This window comes from Streptomyces cadmiisoli (assembly GCF_003261055.1).
Classification (GTDB): Bacteria; Actinomycetota; Actinomycetes; order Streptomycetales; family Streptomycetaceae; genus Streptomyces; species Streptomyces cadmiisoli.
In genome coordinates this window covers 6,078,527-6,094,958 of sequence record NZ_CP030073.1, presented here as the reverse complement: position 1 = coordinate 6,094,958, position 16,432 = coordinate 6,078,527, and the positions used below count along the sequence as shown (strand labels likewise).

Sequence of the window (16,432 nt, the reverse complement as noted above, 5' to 3'; positions counted from 1 at the left end):
TGTTGCCGGGGCGACTGCCGGCCGTCCGGCCCGCGCGGCTGCCGGTCGTGTTGCCCGCGCGGGCCGGACGGGCGGATATTGAGGAGAATGGGAAGCACGGCCTCCGCTCACGCCCGAGGGAGACGGACATGGCCACACACGCAGTGCACGAGAGCACGCGGCAGCGCATCCAACTCGACAAGCACCTTCCGGTCGACCACCACCTGAACCAGGTCTACCGCTTCGGCGCGGGTCTGATGGGACTCGTACTCGTCGCGTTCGGCATTCTCGGCCTGATCAACAAGATCGGCTTCTTCGACACCCGCGGGGACCAGGTCGCCGGCCTGAACACCAACGGCACCCTCAGCGTCCTGTCGATCTGCATCGGGCTGCTGCTTTTCGTGGGCATGGTGATCGGCGGCAACTTCGCCTCGACCCTCAACATGGTGGTCGGGATCGCCTTCATCCTCAGTGGCTTCGTGAACCTGGGACTCCTGGACACGGAGTACAACTTCCTCGCCTTCCGCATCCAGAACGTGCTGTTCAGCTTCATCTTCGGGGTGGTGCTGATGTTCTTCGGGATGTACGGGAGGGTGGGCTCGGCGCTACCGCACGACAACCCGTACTGGCGGGCCCGCCACCCCGACCTGGTCGAACAGGAGCCGCGGCAGCCGGTCGGGCCTGCGGCCGGGCAGAAGGCCCTGGCACGCGACGAATCACCACGGCCACCGGAGAGCGGCCGTTAACCTGTGTACATGCCTCGCTACGAGTACCGCTGCCGGACCTGCGGCGACACGTTCGAACTGAGCCGCCCGATGGCCGAGTCGTCCGCCCCGGCGACCTGCCCCACGGGCCACGACGACACCGTGAAGCTGCTGTCGACGGTGGCGGTGGGCGGTTCCGCCGCCGCCCCGGCGGCGGCGCCGCGAGCCGGCGGGGGCGGAGGCGGCTGCTGCGGCGGGGGCTGCTGCGGCTGACGGGCCGGCGGCGTCCTCGCCGACCGGGTGCCTACGGCGGTCCGCCGGCAACCGTTGACCCGCAACCGTGGGTCGACGGCCGTGGGCCCACCCGTCGGCCCACACCCGTCGACCCGCCCGATCCCCGTCCCCCGGCGCCCTCGGCGCCCCGTCTTCCTCAGGTTCTCTTCAGCTTCGGTTCCCTAGCGTGATCGCATGACAGCCATCGCAGCGCAGACGGCCATGACGACACCGACGCCGGCGCTCGCCGCGGACGGCGCCGCTGCCGGCGCTCCCCAGTGGATCAGCGATCTCATGGAGACGCTGGGCGCGCCGGGCGCCGGCCTCGCGGTCGCGCTGGAAAACCTCTTCCCTCCCCTGCCCAGCGAGGTGATCCTGCCGCTGGCGGGGTTCGCCGCCAGCACGGGACAGATGAATCTGTACGCCGCGCTGCTGTGGACGACGGCCGGCTCGGTGATCGGCGCGCTCGCGCTCTACGGCGTCGGGGCGCTGCTCGGCCGCGACCGCACCCTCGCGACAGCCGCCCGGCTGCCGCTGGTGAAGGTGGCGGACATCGAGCGGACGGAGGCCTGGTTCGTCCGGCACGGCACCAAGGCCGTGTTCTTCGGGCGCATGGTCCCGATCTTCCGCAGCCTGATCTCCGTGCCCGCGGGCGTCGAGCGGATGCGCCTGCCCGTGTTCCTCGGGCTCACCGCGCTGGGCAGCGCGATCTGGAACACCGTGTTCGTGCTCGCCGGGTACGCGCTGGGCGAGAAGTGGACCGAGGTCACGGCTCTCGTCTCGACCTATTCGAAGGTGGTGCTCGCCGCCGCCGGGCTCGCGGTCCTCGCCTTCGTCGTCGTACGGCTGCTGCGTCCCGGCGGCGGAGCCAGGCGCCGCGGGCGCGGGGACGGCGACACGACGGAGACCGGTTCCGCCCCGGCACCGGCCGGCGCCACCCGCCGTACGCCCGCCCCGGCACCCGCCGACCCACCGCGCCGCGCGCCCGGCGCGCCCGCTCCGGCCCCTACGGCAGCTCGCGCGACGCCCGGAGGAACTCCCGCAGGATCCGCTCCCCGGCCAGCACACCCCGCTCGGGGAGAGCGGTGATCTCCGGCGCGCCCCAGCCGCTGTCGGCCAGCTCGCCGTGTCCCGGACGCCAGCCCCGGTCCGCGGCGAGCAGCAGGTCGGCGTCGAGGAGGGAGTCGCCCGCCGCGAGGACGAGGTCGGCGCCGGTGCGCCGGGCGACCTCGTGCACTGCGGCGCTCTTGGTGAGCGGCTTCGGCACGGCGTAGATCTTGCGGCCCTGCAAGGACACGGTCCAGCCGCGGTTCTCGGCCCATACGCCGAGTTCCTTCACCCAGTCCTCGGGCAGCAGTTCCCGCTCGACGACGAGGTAGGCGAACAGGTCGTCGGCGACCCGCTGCTTGCGCACCCAGACCGGGTCCGCGCTGGTCAGCAGGTGTTCCTGCACCTCGGCGAGGGAGGCGCACTCGTCGGCCAGCCGGGCGGTCACGCGCGCGTGCCAGTCCGGGTCGGACACACCGTCCACCAGCAGGTGGCCGCCGTTCGCGCAGATCGCGTACTTCGGCATGGGGCCCGGGAGGTTGATCCGCTGGTACTGCTTGCGGGTGCGGGTCGTGGTCGGCACGAAGACCGCGGAGTCGGCGAGGTCCGTGAGCAGTCCCGCCGAGGTCTCGGTCATGTACGACAGCGGCCTGCTCTCGTGCACCTCGACGCACAGCAGCCGCGGCGCACGGGCGTCCGGCATGGTCAGCGCCAGTGCCGCGGACGAGTAGATGAGCGTACGGTCCAGGTCGCTGGCCACCAGCACCGGCATCAGACCGCCACCGCCTTTCCGTCGGCGCCCGTGGCGCCACGTGTGTACTTGGGATGGATCAACCCCACGCAGGTGTAGGGCAGTTCGGTGACCTCCTCGACGGGTACGCCGCGCTGCTCGGCGAGCAGCCGGACGTGGTCGAGGTCGGCGCCCGCTCCGGCGCGGGCCAGGATCTTCCACGGCACGCGGCGCAGCAGGACGCGGGTGGTCTCGCCGACGCCGGGTTTGACGAGGTTGACGTCGTGGATGCCGTACTCCTCGCTGATCCGCTCGACGGCGGCCCAGCCCTCCCAGGTGGGGGTGCGGTCGGCGGCCAGCAGTTCCTTGACGGCGGCCTGCGCGGAGTCGAGGACGTCGTCGAAGCGGGCGGAGACGGCGTCGAGGAAGGCGGTGGAGACGTCCGCGCCGGCGAGTTCGCGGTAGAACTTGGCGCCGTGGTAGTCGTTCGGGCCGACCAGGTCGGCGCGCAGGACGGTGCGCGATATGAGGCCCGACACGGTGGAGTTGAGGCAGGCCGAGGGGATCAGGTAGTCCTCGCGGGTGCCGTAGGTGCGGACGCAGGAACCGGGGTCGGCGAGCACGGCGATCTCCGGGTCGAAGCCGGTGACGCCTTCCGCCTCCTCGAACTCGCGCAGCGCGGCGGCCAGTTCGCGGGTGATGGCGCCCTTGCCCGTCCAGCCGTCGACGAAGACGACGTCGCGCGGGTCGTGCCGGTCGGCCAGCCAGCGCAGCGCGTTGGCGTCGATGCCGCGGCCGCGCACGATGGACACGGCGTAGTGGGCCAGGTCGAGGCCGTGCCGGTGCTGGGCCCAGCGGCGCATCAGGACTCCGACCGGGGTGCCCGCGCGGGCCAGTGAGACGAGGACGGGGCGGGGGGAGCGTTCGGCCAGGACGGTCTCGGTGACCACGCCGACGGCGTGGGCGATGCGCGTCGCGGAGGTCTCCAGTGCCGCGTGGAAGAGGTTCTGGTACTGCTCGCTGGGCTGGTACTCCACCGGCAGGGACTCCGCGTAGTGCGCGCCGCCGCTCTGGATGGCTTCCTCGCGCTCCTCCGTCGGCGCCTCCAGGGTCACGTCCGACAGGTCCTGGAGCAGCCAGCCGACCTCTTCGGGCGCGTACGAGGAGAAGGCGGGGCCGCGGAGGGGCTCGGGCAGCACGGAGGGCCTTTCGGAGGCGTACGCCGCTTCGGGGACGTACGACGGTACGACGGCGAGCAGGACGTGCGGGATGTGGGCGGCGAGCTGGGCGAGGAGCCCGTCGGGCGCGTGCAGCGGGGCGGTGTCGGCGGCCGAGTCGACGACGGCGACCACGGCGTCGAAGCCGGCGCCCGCGACGTTGTAGGCGTACCGCTCGCCGGGGCCGTCGGCCGGGTCGTCGTGGGCCGGGAAGACCAGGCGGGTGCGGATGGCGTAGCCGGGGTCGTCGACCGCGAGGACGGGTGAGCGGGTGGTGGTCGAGAAGCGTGTTTCGGCCGCCGGTACGAGTTGTTCCAGCTCTCGGGCGAGGCGGAGCGGCGCGTACATCAGCTCCTCGAAACCGAGCACCAGGACGCGCCGGGCGCCGGACGGAAGGGCTTCGGCGAGACGGGCGCCCATGGCCGGGAGGGCCGCTTCCAGGCGTCTGCGGTGGGTGGTGGTGAAGCCGTGCCGGCCGCCGTCGGGCACACCGGCGGGCCACCGCAGGTCGACGCGGGCGACGGCTCCGGCCCGGACGGGTGCGGACCCGGCCGAGGGGCCGGAGGTCTCCGGTGGCGCGGCGGGGTCGCCCCCGGCGGGTGCGGACGCGACGCCGGCGCCGTCGGGCTGCGGGGATATGCGCTCCGCGGCGGCGGGTGCGGCCGGGTGGTGCTCGGCGACCAGGGCCTGGCCCTTCTCCAGGACGTCGTCGGGCAGCAGCACGGTCCCCCGGGCCGTCGCGACGAGGTCCACGCGGGCGCCCAGCTCGTCGGCCAGCTCCGCGAGGCGGCCCTGGTCGGCGGGCGAGCGCATGTCGATCAGCGCGACGACGACGTAGCGGTCGCGCGGGTGGCGCTCGTGCAGGTCCCGCAGGGTGTTCAGGACGGTGTTGCCGGTGGAGAACTCGTCGTCGACCAGGACCAGCGGCCCGTCACCGGCGAGCAGGTCCGGCTCCTCGGGCAGCAGCAGATGCGAGGTGGCGTGCGAATGGGACTCCTCGAAGCCGCCGGCCCGGACGACGCCGCGCACGGGGCGCCGGGTGGAGTGCAGGTAGGGCGCGGAGCCGAGGCCGTCGGCGACGGCGTGGCCGAGCCCGGTGGCGGTCTCGGCGTAGCCGAGGACGACCGCGACGTGCGCGGCGTCGGCGCCGAGCAGTTCCCGCACCCTGCGCCCGAGGGCGAAGCCGGAGCCGTACACGACCGACGGGGACTGCGGTACGTGCTTGCCGAGGACGTTCGACACGAGCAGATGCGCCCGCTTGGGGTTGCGCCGCAGGGCGAGTCCGAGCAGGTCGGTCAGCGTGTCGTCGCCGGTGAGCTCGACCCCGAGCCGCTCGGCGACCCAGGTACCGGACCATGTCCCGTCGGCCCGGTCGACCCCGTTGTTCACTGCCTTGTCCATGGGTTCCTTGTGTTCGGCGGCGGTGGCGGTGCGCCGTTCCCGGACGGCACTCAGCCGGGGATTCCGGCGGCCAGCAGTTCCACGAATCCGATGTCCTCGTTGGCCACGCCGAACACCTCGGCGCGCAGCAGGGTCCGCTCGGCCCAGGCCCGGTGCGGCTTCACCTCGTTCATTTTGTTCGTGTATGCCGATCGCAGCACGCCGCCGCCCAGCCGCTCCGGCCGCAGGATGTCCTGCGCGTCGCTGTACTCCTCGTGGCTGACCACCGACAGTGCGTGCACGGGCAGCACGTGCGAGGGGTGGATGCAGGTCTTGCCGAGCAGTCCGTTGGCCTGGTCAAGCGTAATCTCCCGCAGCAGCCCGTCCATGGCGTGCTCGATCAGGGCCTCGCGCAGTTCCTCGGCCTGCCCCTCGAGGAAGGGGCTGCGGCGCAGCTGGGGCTTGAACATACGTTCCTGCACCCGGAAGTACTCCCACACCGGGCCGGTCACCGTGAACCCGGTGCCGTCGGCGCGTCCCAGCATGTTGACGACGTCGCCGATCACGTTGGCGACGATCTGGACGTCGTAGGCGGTCATGTCGGGCGCTCTGCGCAGCCCGTACGAGGAGCAGAAGTCCGTCACGCCCAGGCGCAGGGCGAGCACCCGGTCGCGGTACTTCTCGACGGCCCGGGAGATGCCCTCCAGGGTCTCGACCCGCGACTCCCGGTACAGCAGCTCCGGGGATTCCAGGACCGGCATCGCGAAGAGGCGGTGTCCGCTCCTCGCCTCGGCGGCGGCCACGGCCTCCAGGAAGGGGATGCCGCGTTCCTGGGTGAACTTCGGCAGTACGAATCCGGACAGCAGACGCGCGGCCGGGCCGAGGCGGTGGACCAGGTCGGGGATCTGCTCGGGCGTACGGACCCGGATGAACAGCAGCGAGGGCTCGACGCCGTCGGTGCGCGCGGCCAGGTCGGTGAACTGGCGGACGAGGTTCTTCTCGCCCGCGTCGACCTCCGCGTCGTCGATGGAGTCCTCCAGGCACAGCACCATCGAGGCCACGCCGCGTCCGGTCTGCTTGAGGACGTCGTCGGCGAGCCGGGGTCTGGTCGCCGGGCTGTACAGCGTGGCACCCAGCGCGGCGGAGAGCAGCCGGGCCGGGGAGCCGGCGGTGAATTCGCACGGCTCTTGATGGAAGAGGCGCTGCCGCACCTCAGGGGCGATGTGCCCGAAATGTCGCATAAAGCTCCCCCGGGGTGACTGAGTGGCCAATGTGACGGGTAAAGGTGGCCGGTAATAGTACGTAGGAGTCCATGTCAGGGGTTCCCGCTGGGCATGAATTTCAGGTAACGCAGGAAAAGCAGTGTCATGTCGCGGGATGTGCGGGGCGATCAGCACCGTCGACCCCCGCGTTGTCGTGAGCAGGACCGAGAGGGCAGGATGACCGCATGACGCACGCGATGCTGAAGGGGTCGAACGTCCCGCTCGAAGCCACAACGGTACGTGCGGTGCTGCGCTGGACCCCCGGGCAGGGGGTCCCGGACATCGACGCGTCGGCGCTGCTCCTCGGCCCCGACGGCCGTGTGCGCTCCGACGAGGATTTTGTCTTCTACAACCAGCCCCGGCACCCCTCCGGAAAGGTCTGGCGCCTCGGCAAAAAGCGCGGCACCGAGGGCCTGACCGACACGATCCAGACAGATCTGTCCGGTGTCGAGTCCGACGTCAGCCAGATTCTTCTGGTCGCTTCGGCGGACGGCGTGGCGTTCGACTGCGTACGGACCCTGCGCATCCTGCTGTACGACGCCGCCGCACCCGACGGTGAGGCGCTCGCGTATTTCGACGTGAAGCCGGAGACCGGCGAGGAGACCGCGTTGATCTGCGGCGAGCTGTACCGGCGCGGCGACGGCTGGAAGTTCCGGGCGCTCGGGGAGGGGTATTCGAACGGGCTCAAGGGCCTCGCGACGGACTTCGGGATCTCGGTCGACGAGTCGGAGGCAGCCGCGCACGGTACCGCGGCGGCCGCCGCGGCGCAGTCGTCACCGTCCGCGCCGGAGCTGTCGCGTCCGCTGCCGCCGGAGCAGCCGGCCGCGGGGGTGCCGCAGCAGAGCGGGCAGCCCTCGTACGGGTATCCGCAGGCGCCGCCGCAGACGATGCCCGTACCGCAGGCGCCGCCGCAGACGGTGCGCCTGCCGCAGACGCAGCCCGCGGCGGCGAGTCAGCCCGCGTACGGCTATCCGCAGCCCAGCAGCCAGCCCGCCTACGGGTATCCGCAGGCGCCGCCCGCGACCGCGCAGTCCGGGTACGGGTATCCCCCGCCGGCGCCGACCTCGTCCGGCGCGCCGGATCCCGATTTCCGGCTGCCGCCGCAGGGGCCGCAGTTCATCGGGCGGTGACGCCCGGCCCCGGGGGCTCCGCAGCCGGCCGGGCCCCTGGGCGCCTCAGCGTTGGGACTTCATCTTGTGGCCGCGGCCCCACTGCAGGCCCCAGCCGTAGAGCCGGTCCAGCTCCGCCTGGAAGCCGTAGACGAACTTCACCTCGCGGCGGACCCATATCTCGTTCTTGACGTTCTCGATCATCACGACGGCGCAGGAGCGGGCCTGCGGGTGGCGTTCGTCGAGGCCGATCTCGATTCGGGGTCCGTTGCTCGGGTAGAGCGTCACGATCGCGTGGGTGCGGTCGAAGGCCGGGGTCTGGTCGTAGATGTAGACGAACAGCAGCAGGCGCTTGATGGCCTCGCGCTGGTCGAGGTTGATGTAGATCGTCTCGCCGGACGCCGAGCCGAACCGGTCGTCGCCGCTGAGCTTGACGTACGGCGGGGCGTTGACGTCGCCGAAGTAGCCGCCGAGCGGCTGGACGACGCCCTTGGTGCCGTCCTGGAGCTCGTACAGGCAGCCCAGGTCGAGGTCGACGTTGACCATGCTCTGGCTGTGGCCCATGACCTCCGGCGGCTTCAGGGCCTTGAACGGGTGCCGCAGCAGGCTCTCCCGCTGCGGCCCGCCGATGTCGGAGCTGCGCATCCGCCACGCCAGGTTGACGCGCAGATGCCCGGTCGCCGCTCCCTGCTTGGTGAGCGACACCTGGCTGTGCCGCTTGGTCAGTTCGATCGCGTTGGTGGCCGCGTTGCCCGAGTCGAAGTCGGCCGTGCGTCCGCGCCAGAGCCCGTCGAACAAGCCCATTTCCGCCCCCACATTCGCTTGCCGCACTTGCGGCTGACAGACCGACGGGGCGGCCGTCGAGGACATCCAGCCGTCCTCAATGACCGCCCCGCTCAGAGCGTTCCTCACCCGCAGGGGTGTCACACCCCGGACGAGACCTCAGTCTTGTCCGAGCCGGCCTTTCCCTCGGCCGCCGCCAGCGCGCGGTTGCGGCGCACCGAGGACCAGAAGGACCAGCCGATCAGGACGACACCGATCAGACCCGTGATGATCTCGCTGATCTCGTACTGGATGGTGATGAGGAGGATCACGGCGAGCGCGCCGATCGCGTAGTGCGCGCCGTGCTCCAGGTAGACGTAGTCGTCCAGGGTGCCCTGGCGGACCAGGTAGACGGTGAGCGACCGGACGTACATGGCGCCGATACCGAGGCCGAGGGCCATCAGCACGATGTCGTTGGTGATGGCGAACGCGCCGATCACACCGTCGAAGGAGAAGGACGCGTCCAGGACCTCCAGGTAGAGGAACATGAAGAACGCGGCCTTGCCGGCCAGCAGCATGACGGGCTTGCCGCTGCGCTTGGCGGCTTCCTCCTGCTCGTGTTCGCGCTCCTCCTCCTCTTCGAGCTTGTCCTCGAAGAAGCCGGAGAGACCACCGACGATCATGTATGTGATCAGTCCCGCGACACCTGAGAGAAGGACCGTCTCCGCCTTGTTCGCCGGACCGGCGTGCAGGTGGGCGTGGGTGGCGAAGGTCATCGAGGTGATCAGCAGGACGATCAGCGCGATGCAGACCGAGAGCATGTCGACCTTGCCGAGCTTGGCCAGCGGGCGCTCCAGCCAGCTCAGCCACTTGATCTCCCTGTCCTCGAAGATGAAGTCGAGGAAGATCATCAGCAGGAACATGCCACCGAAGGCCGCGATCGCCGGGTGCGCGTCGGTGACGAGCTCCTGGTAACGGTCCTTGTCGGTCAGCGCGAGGTCCACGGCTTCGATCGGACCGAGCTGGGCGCTGACCGCGACGATGACGACGGGGAAGATCAGCCGCATGCCGAAGACGGCGATCAGGATGCCGATCGTGAGGAAGATCCGCTGCCAGAAGGCATTCATCTTCTTCAGGATTCCGGCGTTGACCACTGCGTTGTCGAAGGACAGCGAGATCTCGAGGACGGAGAGGATCGCCACTACACCGAAGGCGGTCCACCCCCCGTAGAAGACCGCCGCGACCAGGCCGAGCGCGGTGACCGCGAACGACCAGCCGAAGGTTTTCAGAACCACTGGCTACCCAATCCCTTGTTTACGGGTGTACGGGTCTCCCCCGCGCCGTACCCGGCTTTACGAAACGTTGACCCCAAAGTCTAGAGCGATGCCCCGCAGCCCTGACGCGTACCCCTGTCCTACCGCCCGGAACTTCCATTCTCCCTGGTAGCGGTAGACCTCTCCGAAGATCATGGCGGTCTCCGTGGAGGCGTCCTCACTGAGGTCGTAGCGGGCGAGTTCCTGGCCGTCGGCCTGGTTGGCGACCCGGATGAAGGCGTTGCTGACCTGGCCGAACGTCTGTCCGCGCTCGTCGGCCATGTGGATCGAGACCGGGAAGACGATCTTGTCGCAGTGGGCCGGCACCTTGGAGAGGTCGAGCAGGATCGACTCGTCGTCGCCGTCGCCCTCACCGGTGAGGTTGTCGCCGGTGTGCTCCACCGAGCCGTCCGGGCTCTTGAGCTGGTTGTAGAAGATGAACCACTCGTCGCCCAGGACCCGGCCGCTGCTGCACACCAGGGCACTGGCGTCGAGGTCGAACGGGGCTCCGGTGGTGGAACGAGCGTCCCAGCCGAGCCCGACCATCACCTGTGTGAGGTTCGGCGCGGCCTTGGACAGGGAGACGTTGCCCCCCTTGGCGAGCGTGACGCCCATGATGCTGTCCTCCCCTGGTGCTGACTGATGTGGTTGTCCTGCGCGTCCGGCGCCGCACGCAAACGTGCGGCGCCGGACGGCGGAGCGATCGGACGGCGGGGCTCAGACGTTCACGCCGAAGTCCTGCGCGATGCCGCGCAGGCCCGAGGCGTACCCCTGGCCGATGGCACGGAACTTCCACTCCGCGCCGTGCCGGTACAGCTCGCCGAAGACCATGGCGGTCTCGGTCGAGGCGTCCTCACTGAGGTCGTACCGTGCGATCTCGGCGCCGCCGGCCTGGTTCACGACGCGGATGAACGCGTTGCGGACCTGACCGAAGGACTGCTGGCGGTTCTCGGCGTCGTAGATCGACACCGGGAAGACGATCTTCTCGATGTCGGCGGGGACGCCGGCGAGGTCGACCTTGATCTGCTCGTCGTCTCCCTCACCCTCACCGGTGGTGTTGTCACCGGTGTGCTCCACCGAGCCGTCGGGGCTCTTGAGGTTGTTGAAGAAGATGAAGTGCTGGTCGCTGCCGACCTTGCCCGAGTTGTTCAGCAGCAGCGCGCTCGCGTCGAGGTCGAAGTCGGTGCCGGTCGTGGTACGCACGTCCCACCCCAGACCGATGATGACCGCGGTCAGGCCCGGCGCCTCCTTGGTCAGCGAAACGTTGCCGCCCTTGCTGAGGCTGACTCCCACGACTCCTCCATTGGTGTCCAGGGGCGGGTGCCCCGTCGTGCGTCGGTATCGGATCAAACGAGTCGATCCTAGTGACGGGTTCCCGCTCGTCGCAGGCCTTGGGACCTAACAATCACAGGGCGTCCAGAGCCGTGACGTACTCGTTCAGGTCACGGGCGTCCGGCAGGCCGTTGACGACGGTCCAGCGGACGACGCCCTCCTTGTCGATGACGAAGGTGCCGCGCACCGCGCAGCCCTTGTCCTCGTCGAAGACGCCGTAGGCGCGCGAGACGGCGCCGTGCGGCCAGAAGTCCGACAGCAGCGGGTACTCCAGCTCCTCCTGCTCGGCGAACACGCGCAGGGTGTGGATGGAGTCGTTGGAGACGGCGAGCACCTCGGTGTCGCGGTCGCTGAACCTGGGGAGGTTGTCGCGGATCTCGCACAGTTCGCCGGTGCACACGCCGGTGAAGGCGAACGGGTAGAAGACCAGGACGACGTTCTTCTCGCCACGCAGGTCCGAGAGCCTGACGTCCCGGCCGTGGTTGTCCCTGAGCTCGAAGCCGGGCGCCTTGTCGCCGACCTGGATCGCCATGGTGCTTCCCTCCGGTGGGGCTGTTCGGGTCGAGTTCACCCTACGCAGCGGCCACCCGGGGCGGACGGGCCGACGGCGGTCGGCCCGTCCTGTGACCGGCGAGCGGTCAGCGCTTGGACTTGGCGGCCTTGGGGGTCGCCAGCCGGCTGCCGCTCCAGTCCTTGCCGACGCTGACGCTCTTGGACGCCGTCAGCCCGGCCGTGGTCGCGGCTTCCGAGATGTCGCTCGGCTCCACGTATCCCGTCCGGCCGGTCTTCGGCGTCAGGAGCAGGATCGCGCCGCCTTCCTCGATGTACGTGGTGGCATCCACCAGCGCATCCGTCAGGTCGCCGTCGTCGTCACGGAACCACAGCACGACGGCGTCGGCCACGTCCTCGTAGTCCTCGTCCATCAGGTCGCCCTCGATGGCTTCCTCGATGGCCTCGCGGAGCTCCTGGTCGACGTCGTCGTCGTAGCCGATCTCCTGGACCACCTGCCCGGGCTGGAACCCCAGCCTGGCGGCAGGGTTCGTCCGCTCCTCCGCGTGGTCCGCGGTCGCGCTCACGGGTTGCCTCCTGATCATGAATTGGTGAATGTCTCAGCCACGCGCGTGCGCGAAGCATTGGCCGTAGTCCACACGGGCGGGACGGATCGCGCAAGTACCCGGCGGTTCAGACCGCCGAAACGGTGACGATCCCGGCCGTGTCGCCGCAACTCCAGGCATGCCGCCGAGATCGAAGGTGACACACACCACACCTTTCTGCCCTGTTTGCGCGTTTGGGAACCGTCCATGGGTACCAGTGTCGAATGGAGTTGCACCGGAGTGCGACCGAAGGTCTCGGTTACCTCACAGTAGAGATGACGTTTGCGGTCCCGAGGTACACGATGGGGAACGGTGCAGGCACACAGCAGAACCGGCCTTCGCACAGCCCCTCGGACAGATCCTCTCGTGATCCCCGCTTCATCACCTCTCGACCCCCTCCCGATCTTCCTCGATCCGTCCGGTCCCCGGCGGGTCCCGCCGGATCCCTCTCGAACTCTGCAGGTCCCTCTCGAACCCTCTCGAACCCTCTTCATCCCCTCTGACAGGTAAGGAACAGCGTGGCTTCCGGATCCGATCGCAATCCGATCATCATTGGCGGCCTTCCGAGTCAGGTTCCTGACTTCGACCCCGAAGAGACGCAGGAGTGGCTGGACTCGCTCGACGCCGCCATCGACGAGCGCGGCCGCGAACGAGCCCGCTACCTGATGCTCCGGCTGATCGAGCGGGCCCGCGAGAAGCGCGTGGCCGTGCCCGAAATGCGCAGCACGGACTACGTGAACACGATCGCCACCAAGGACGAGCCGTTCTTCCCCGGCAACGAGGAGATCGAGCGCAAGATCCTCAACGCGACACGCTGGAACGCCGCGGTCATGGTCTCACGCGCCCAGCGGCCCGGGATCGGCGTCGGAGGGCACATCGCCACATTCGCCTCGTCGGCGTCCCTCTACGACGTCGGCTTCAACCACTTCTTCCGGGGCAAGGACGAGGGCGACGGCGGCGACCAGGTCTTCTTCCAGGGGCACGCCTCCCCCGGCATCTACGCCCGCGCCTTCCTCCTCGACCGGCTCGGCGAGCGGCACCTGGACGGGTTCCGGCAGGAGAAGTCCAAGGCCCCGTACGGCCTGTCCAGCTATCCGCACCCCCGGCTGATGCCGGAGTTCTGGGAGTTCCCGACCGTGTCGATGGGCCTCGGCCCGATCGGCGCGATCTACCAGGCGCGGATGAACCGGTACATGCACGCGCGCGGCATCGCGGACACCTCCGGGTCGCACGTGTGGGCGTTCCTCGGCGACGGCGAGATGGACGAGCCGGAGTCGCTCGGCCAGCTGAGCCTCGCCGCGCGGGAGGGCCTGGACAACCTCACCTTCGTCGTCAACTGCAACCTCCAGCGCCTGGACGGGCCGGTGCGCGGCAACGGCAAGGTGATCCAGGAGCTGGAATCGGTCTTCCGCGGCGCCGGCTGGAACGTGATCAAGCTCATCTGGGACCGGACCTGGGACCCACTGCTCGCCCAGGACCGGGACGGTCTGCTGGTCAACAGGATGAACACGACGCCGGACGGGCAGTTCCAGACGTACGCGACCGAGTCCGGCGCGTACATCCGCGAGCACTTCTTCGGTGACGACCAGCGGCTGCGGGCGATGGTCGAGAACATGACCGACGACCAGATCCTGCACCTCGGCCGGGGCGGTCACGACCACCGGAAGATCTTCGCGGCGTTCTCGGCGGCCAAGGCGCACAAGGGCCAGCCGACGGTCATCCTGGCCAAGACGATCAAGGGCTGGACGCTCGGCCCGAACTTCGAGGGCCGCAACGCCACGCACCAGATGAAGAAGCTGACGGTCGACGACCTCAAGCACTTCCGGGACCGCCTGCACCTGCCGATCGCCGACCGGGAGCTGGAGTCCGGCCTGCCGCCGTACTACCACCCGGGTCGCGACTCGGAGGAGATCCAGTACATGCACGACCGGCGCAAGGGGCTCGGCGGGTACGTCCCGACGCGCGTGGTGCGGTCCCGGCCGCTCGCCCTGCCGGACGACAAGGCGTACGCGACCGTGAAGAAGGGCAGCGGCCAGCAGTCCATCGCGACGACCATGGCCTTTGTCCGGCTCCTGAAGGACCTCATGCGGGACAAGGAGATCGGCAAGCGTTTTGTGCTGATCGCGCCGGACGAGTACCGCACCTTCGGCATGGATTCGTTCTTCCCGAGCGCGAAGATCTACAACCCGCTGGGACAGCAGTACGAGTCCGTGGACCGTGATCTGCTGCTCGCCTACAAGGAGTCGCCGACCGGGCAGATGCTGCACGACGGCATCTCCGAGGCCGGATGCACGGCGTCGCTGATCGCGGCGGGTTCGGCCTACGCCACACACGGCGAGCCGCTCATCCCGGTCTACGTCTTCTACTCGATGTTCGGTTTCCAGCGCACCGGCGACCAGTTCTGGCAGATGGCCGACCAGCTGGCGCGCGGATTCGTCCTGGGTGCGACCGCCGGACGCACGACGTTGACCGGTGAGGGTCTTCAGCACGCGGACGGCCACTCCCAGCTGCTCGCCTCGACGAACCCGGGGTGCGTCGCCTACGACCCGGCCTTCGGCTTCGAGATCGCGCACATCGTCAAGGACGGCCTGCGCCGGATGTACGGCGGTGACGCGGAGCATCCGCACGGCGAGGACGTCTTCTACTACCTCACCGTCTACAACGAGCCGATCCAGCACCCGGCCGAGCCGCCGAACGTCGACGTCGAGGGCATCCTCCAGGGCATCCACCGCTACAGCCAGGGAACGTCGGGGGCCGTCCCGGCGCAGATCATGGCGTCGGGTGTCGCGGTGCCGTGGGCGCTCCAGGCGCAGCGGATCCTCGCCGACGAGTGGAACGTGAAGGCCGACGTCTGGTCCGCGACCTCCTGGAACGAGCTGCGGCGCGAGGCGGTGGCCTGCGAGGAGCACAACCTGCTGCATCCCGAGGAGGAGCAGCGGGTGCCGTACGTGACACGGAAGCTGGCCGACGCCGAAGGGCCGTTCGTGGCCGTGTCCGACTGGATGCGGTCGGTCCCGGACCAGATCGCACGATGGGTGCCGGGGACGTACCAGTCGCTGGGCGCGGACGGTTTCGGCTTCGCCGACACCCGCGGCGCGGCCCGTCGCTTCTTCCACATCGACGCGCAGTCGATCGTGCTGGCGGTCCTCGCCGAACTCGCGAAGGAGGGCAAAGTCGACCGGTCGGTGCTCAAGCAGGCGATCGACCGCTACCAGCTGCTCGAGGTCGCGGCGGCCGATCCGGGGCCCGCGGGCGGCGACGCGTAGGCCACCGGCGAACCGGTTCCCGGGCGGTGGGGCCGCACGGCTCCGCCGCCCTGCCGCGTCCGGCCGGCCGGTACGTTCCTTACGATGCGGGCATGAAGGTGCAATCCGCGCAGGCCCGGTGGGAACGGCGCGCCCAACGACCACTGCTGGCGCTGGCCGTGCTGTTCGCCGTGGCCTTCGCCGTGCCGATCGTGGACGCGTCGGCGAGCCGGCCGGTGACGCTCGCCTGCCTGGTCACCGAGTGGGTGGTGTGGGGCGCGTTCGCGGTGGACTACCTGGTCCGGCTGGCGCTGGCGCCCGACCGCCGGACGTTCGTCCGGCGGAACTGGCTCGACCTGTGCGCGGTGGTCCTGCCGCTGATCCAGCCGTTGCGGCTGCTGCGACTGGTCTCGACGCTGCTGCTGGTGGGACGGCGGGCGCGGATGGCCTCGCAGGTCCGGCTGACGACCTATGTCGCCGGGACCGTCGTCGGGCTGCTGATGTTCGGATCCCTGGCCGTGCTGTCCGTGGAACGGGAGGCGCCGGACGGGAACATCCGCACCCTGGGGGACGCGGTGTGGTGGTCGTTCACCACGATGACGACCGTGGGGTACGGCGATCACGCCCCGACCACGGGCGTGGGGCGGCTGCTCGCGGTGGGGCTGATGCTGTCGGGGATCGCCCTGCTCGGTGTGGTCACCGCGAACATCGCCGCGTGGTTCATCGCCCGGTTCCAGATGGACGACGAGGAGGAACGGCGGCAGACCGAGGCGATCGCGTCGCTGACCGAGGAGGTCCGTGCCCTGCGGGCCGAGGTCGCCGCGCTGTCCGCCGCGGGAGTGGCGCGTCCGCCGCTGGCGCGGCCGGTGCCGGTCCTGCCGCAGCCGGTGGACGAGCAGCGGCACTGAGCGGCGGGCCGCCGGTGTGCCGCGGGCGGTGTCCGCGAAGGCTCCGGGAGTGTCGTCCAAGGCTCCGGTCTGCCGCG

Annotated in this window: 15 protein-coding genes; 6 read left to right on the top strand and 9 right to left on the bottom strand. The window is 69.9% G+C overall.

Annotation, left to right across the window (positions count from 1 at the left end):
- The first annotated feature begins 128 nt into the window (after positions 1–128).
- From DN051_RS26605 to DN051_RS26595, 3 genes are all read left to right on the top strand, one after another.
- Complete coding sequence (locus DN051_RS26605; protein WP_053758578.1) at positions 129–725, top strand: DUF4383 domain-containing protein; 597 nt, start codon at positions 129–131, stop codon at positions 723–725.
- Positions 726–734: 9 nt separating this feature from the next.
- A complete protein-coding gene (locus DN051_RS26600; protein WP_053758630.1) occupies positions 735–956 on the top strand; it encodes an FmdB family zinc ribbon protein in 222 nt (73 codons plus the stop codon).
- Between the two features lie 195 nt (positions 957–1,151).
- Positions 1,152–2,045: a DedA family protein gene (locus DN051_RS26595; RefSeq protein ID WP_079000775.1), complete on the top strand. Its 894-nt coding sequence runs from the start codon at positions 1,152–1,154 to the stop codon at positions 2,043–2,045.
- Here the strand turns inward: DN051_RS26595 and DN051_RS26590 are convergent.
- Genes DN051_RS26590 through DN051_RS26580 form a run of 3 tightly spaced genes read right to left on the bottom strand, consistent with a single transcriptional unit; the run spans position 1,963 to position 6,571 of the window.
- Positions 1,963–2,775: an HAD family hydrolase gene (locus DN051_RS26590; RefSeq protein ID WP_053758579.1), complete on the bottom strand. Its 813-nt coding sequence runs from the start codon at positions 2,773–2,775 to the stop codon at positions 1,963–1,965. The two genes, DN051_RS26595 and DN051_RS26590, sit on opposite strands and share 83 nt — an antisense overlap.
- Positions 2,775–5,351, bottom strand: a complete 2,577-nt coding sequence (locus DN051_RS26585; protein WP_112439638.1) for a phosphoribosyltransferase — start codon at positions 5,349–5,351, stop codon at positions 2,775–2,777. Before DN051_RS26585 ends, DN051_RS26590 begins: the two co-directional genes overlap by 1 nt.
- 50 nt (positions 5,352–5,401) lie before the next feature.
- Positions 5,402–6,571 carry an HpcH/HpaI aldolase/citrate lyase family protein gene (locus DN051_RS26580; RefSeq protein WP_112439637.1) on the bottom strand — a complete coding sequence of 390 codons (1,170 nt, stop codon included), beginning with the start codon at positions 6,569–6,571 and terminating at the stop codon, positions 5,402–5,404.
- A gap of 206 nt (positions 6,572–6,777) precedes the next feature.
- Between DN051_RS26580 and DN051_RS26575 the strand changes: the two genes are divergently transcribed.
- Entirely contained in the window at positions 6,778–7,722 is a 945-nt protein-coding gene (locus tag DN051_RS26575; protein WP_053758582.1) for a TerD family protein, read from the top strand.
- A gap of 45 nt (positions 7,723–7,767) precedes the next feature.
- On the opposite strand, the gene DN051_RS26570 is transcribed toward DN051_RS26575, so the two are convergent.
- From DN051_RS26570 to DN051_RS26545, 6 genes are all read right to left on the bottom strand, one after another.
- On the bottom strand, positions 7,768–8,505 hold the full coding sequence (locus tag DN051_RS26570) for a TerD family protein (protein ID WP_053758583.1): 738 nt from the start codon (positions 8,503–8,505) through the stop codon (positions 7,768–7,770).
- A 119-nt stretch (positions 8,506–8,624) separates the two neighbouring features.
- Positions 8,625–9,758: a DUF475 domain-containing protein gene (locus tag DN051_RS26565; RefSeq protein WP_053758584.1), complete on the bottom strand. Its 1,134-nt coding sequence runs from the start codon at positions 9,756–9,758 to the stop codon at positions 8,625–8,627.
- 57 nt (positions 9,759–9,815) lie between these two features.
- The gene (locus DN051_RS26560) at positions 9,816–10,391 is read right to left on the bottom strand and encodes a TerD family protein (protein WP_053758585.1); all 576 of its coding nucleotides are present in this window, start codon (positions 10,389–10,391) and stop codon (positions 9,816–9,818) included.
- 102 nt (positions 10,392–10,493) lie between these two features.
- Complete coding sequence (locus DN051_RS26555; protein ID WP_053758586.1) at positions 10,494–11,069, bottom strand: calcium homeostasis/redox stress adaptation protein; 576 nt, start codon at positions 11,067–11,069, stop codon at positions 10,494–10,496.
- 112 nt (positions 11,070–11,181) lie between these two features.
- Positions 11,182–11,640, bottom strand: coding sequence for a peroxiredoxin (locus DN051_RS26550; RefSeq protein WP_112439636.1), 459 nt, complete (start codon positions 11,638–11,640; stop codon positions 11,182–11,184).
- A gap of 106 nt (positions 11,641–11,746) precedes the next feature.
- A complete protein-coding gene (locus DN051_RS26545) occupies positions 11,747–12,184 on the bottom strand; it encodes a DUF3052 domain-containing protein (RefSeq protein WP_053758588.1) in 438 nt (145 codons plus the stop codon).
- 536 nt (positions 12,185–12,720) lie between these two features.
- Between DN051_RS26545 and aceE the strand changes: the two genes are divergently transcribed.
- Together aceE and DN051_RS26535 are read left to right on the top strand one after the other, a co-directional pair.
- A complete protein-coding gene (gene aceE, locus DN051_RS26540; RefSeq protein WP_112439635.1) occupies positions 12,721–15,468 on the top strand; it encodes a pyruvate dehydrogenase (acetyl-transferring), homodimeric type in 2,748 nt (915 codons plus the stop codon).
- A gap of 92 nt (positions 15,469–15,560) precedes the next feature.
- The gene (locus DN051_RS26535) at positions 15,561–16,355 is read left to right on the top strand and encodes a potassium channel family protein (protein WP_053758590.1); all 795 of its coding nucleotides are present in this window, start codon (positions 15,561–15,563) and stop codon (positions 16,353–16,355) included.
- Positions 16,356–16,432: the final 77 nt, after the last annotated feature.

Coding starts and splice junctions, on each gene's coding strand:
- DN051_RS26560 (WP_053758585.1), bottom strand. CDS start 10,391: ATGGGCGTCACGCTCGCCAAGGGGGGCAACGTCTCCCTGTCCAAGGCC.
- DN051_RS26575 (WP_053758582.1), top strand. CDS start 6,778: ATGACGCACGCGATGCTGAAGGGGTCGAACGTCCCGCTCGAAGCCACA.
- DN051_RS26590 (WP_053758579.1), bottom strand. CDS start 2,775: ATGCCGGTGCTGGTGGCCAGCGACCTGGACCGTACGCTCATCTACTCG.
- DN051_RS26580 (WP_112439637.1), bottom strand. CDS start 6,571: ATGCGACATTTCGGGCACATCGCCCCTGAGGTGCGGCAGCGCCTCTTC.
- DN051_RS26605 (WP_053758578.1), top strand. CDS start 129: ATGGCCACACACGCAGTGCACGAGAGCACGCGGCAGCGCATCCAACTC.
- DN051_RS26600 (WP_053758630.1), top strand. CDS start 735: ATGCCTCGCTACGAGTACCGCTGCCGGACCTGCGGCGACACGTTCGAA.
- DN051_RS26535 (WP_053758590.1), top strand. CDS start 15,561: ATGAAGGTGCAATCCGCGCAGGCCCGGTGGGAACGGCGCGCCCAACGA.
- DN051_RS26550 (WP_112439636.1), bottom strand. CDS start 11,640: ATGGCGATCCAGGTCGGCGACAAGGCGCCCGGCTTCGAGCTCAGGGAC.
- DN051_RS26570 (WP_053758583.1), bottom strand. CDS start 8,505: ATGGGCTTGTTCGACGGGCTCTGGCGCGGACGCACGGCCGACTTCGAC.
- DN051_RS26595 (WP_079000775.1), top strand. CDS start 1,152: ATGACAGCCATCGCAGCGCAGACGGCCATGACGACACCGACGCCGGCG.
- DN051_RS26585 (WP_112439638.1), bottom strand. CDS start 5,351: ATGGACAAGGCAGTGAACAACGGGGTCGACCGGGCCGACGGGACATGG.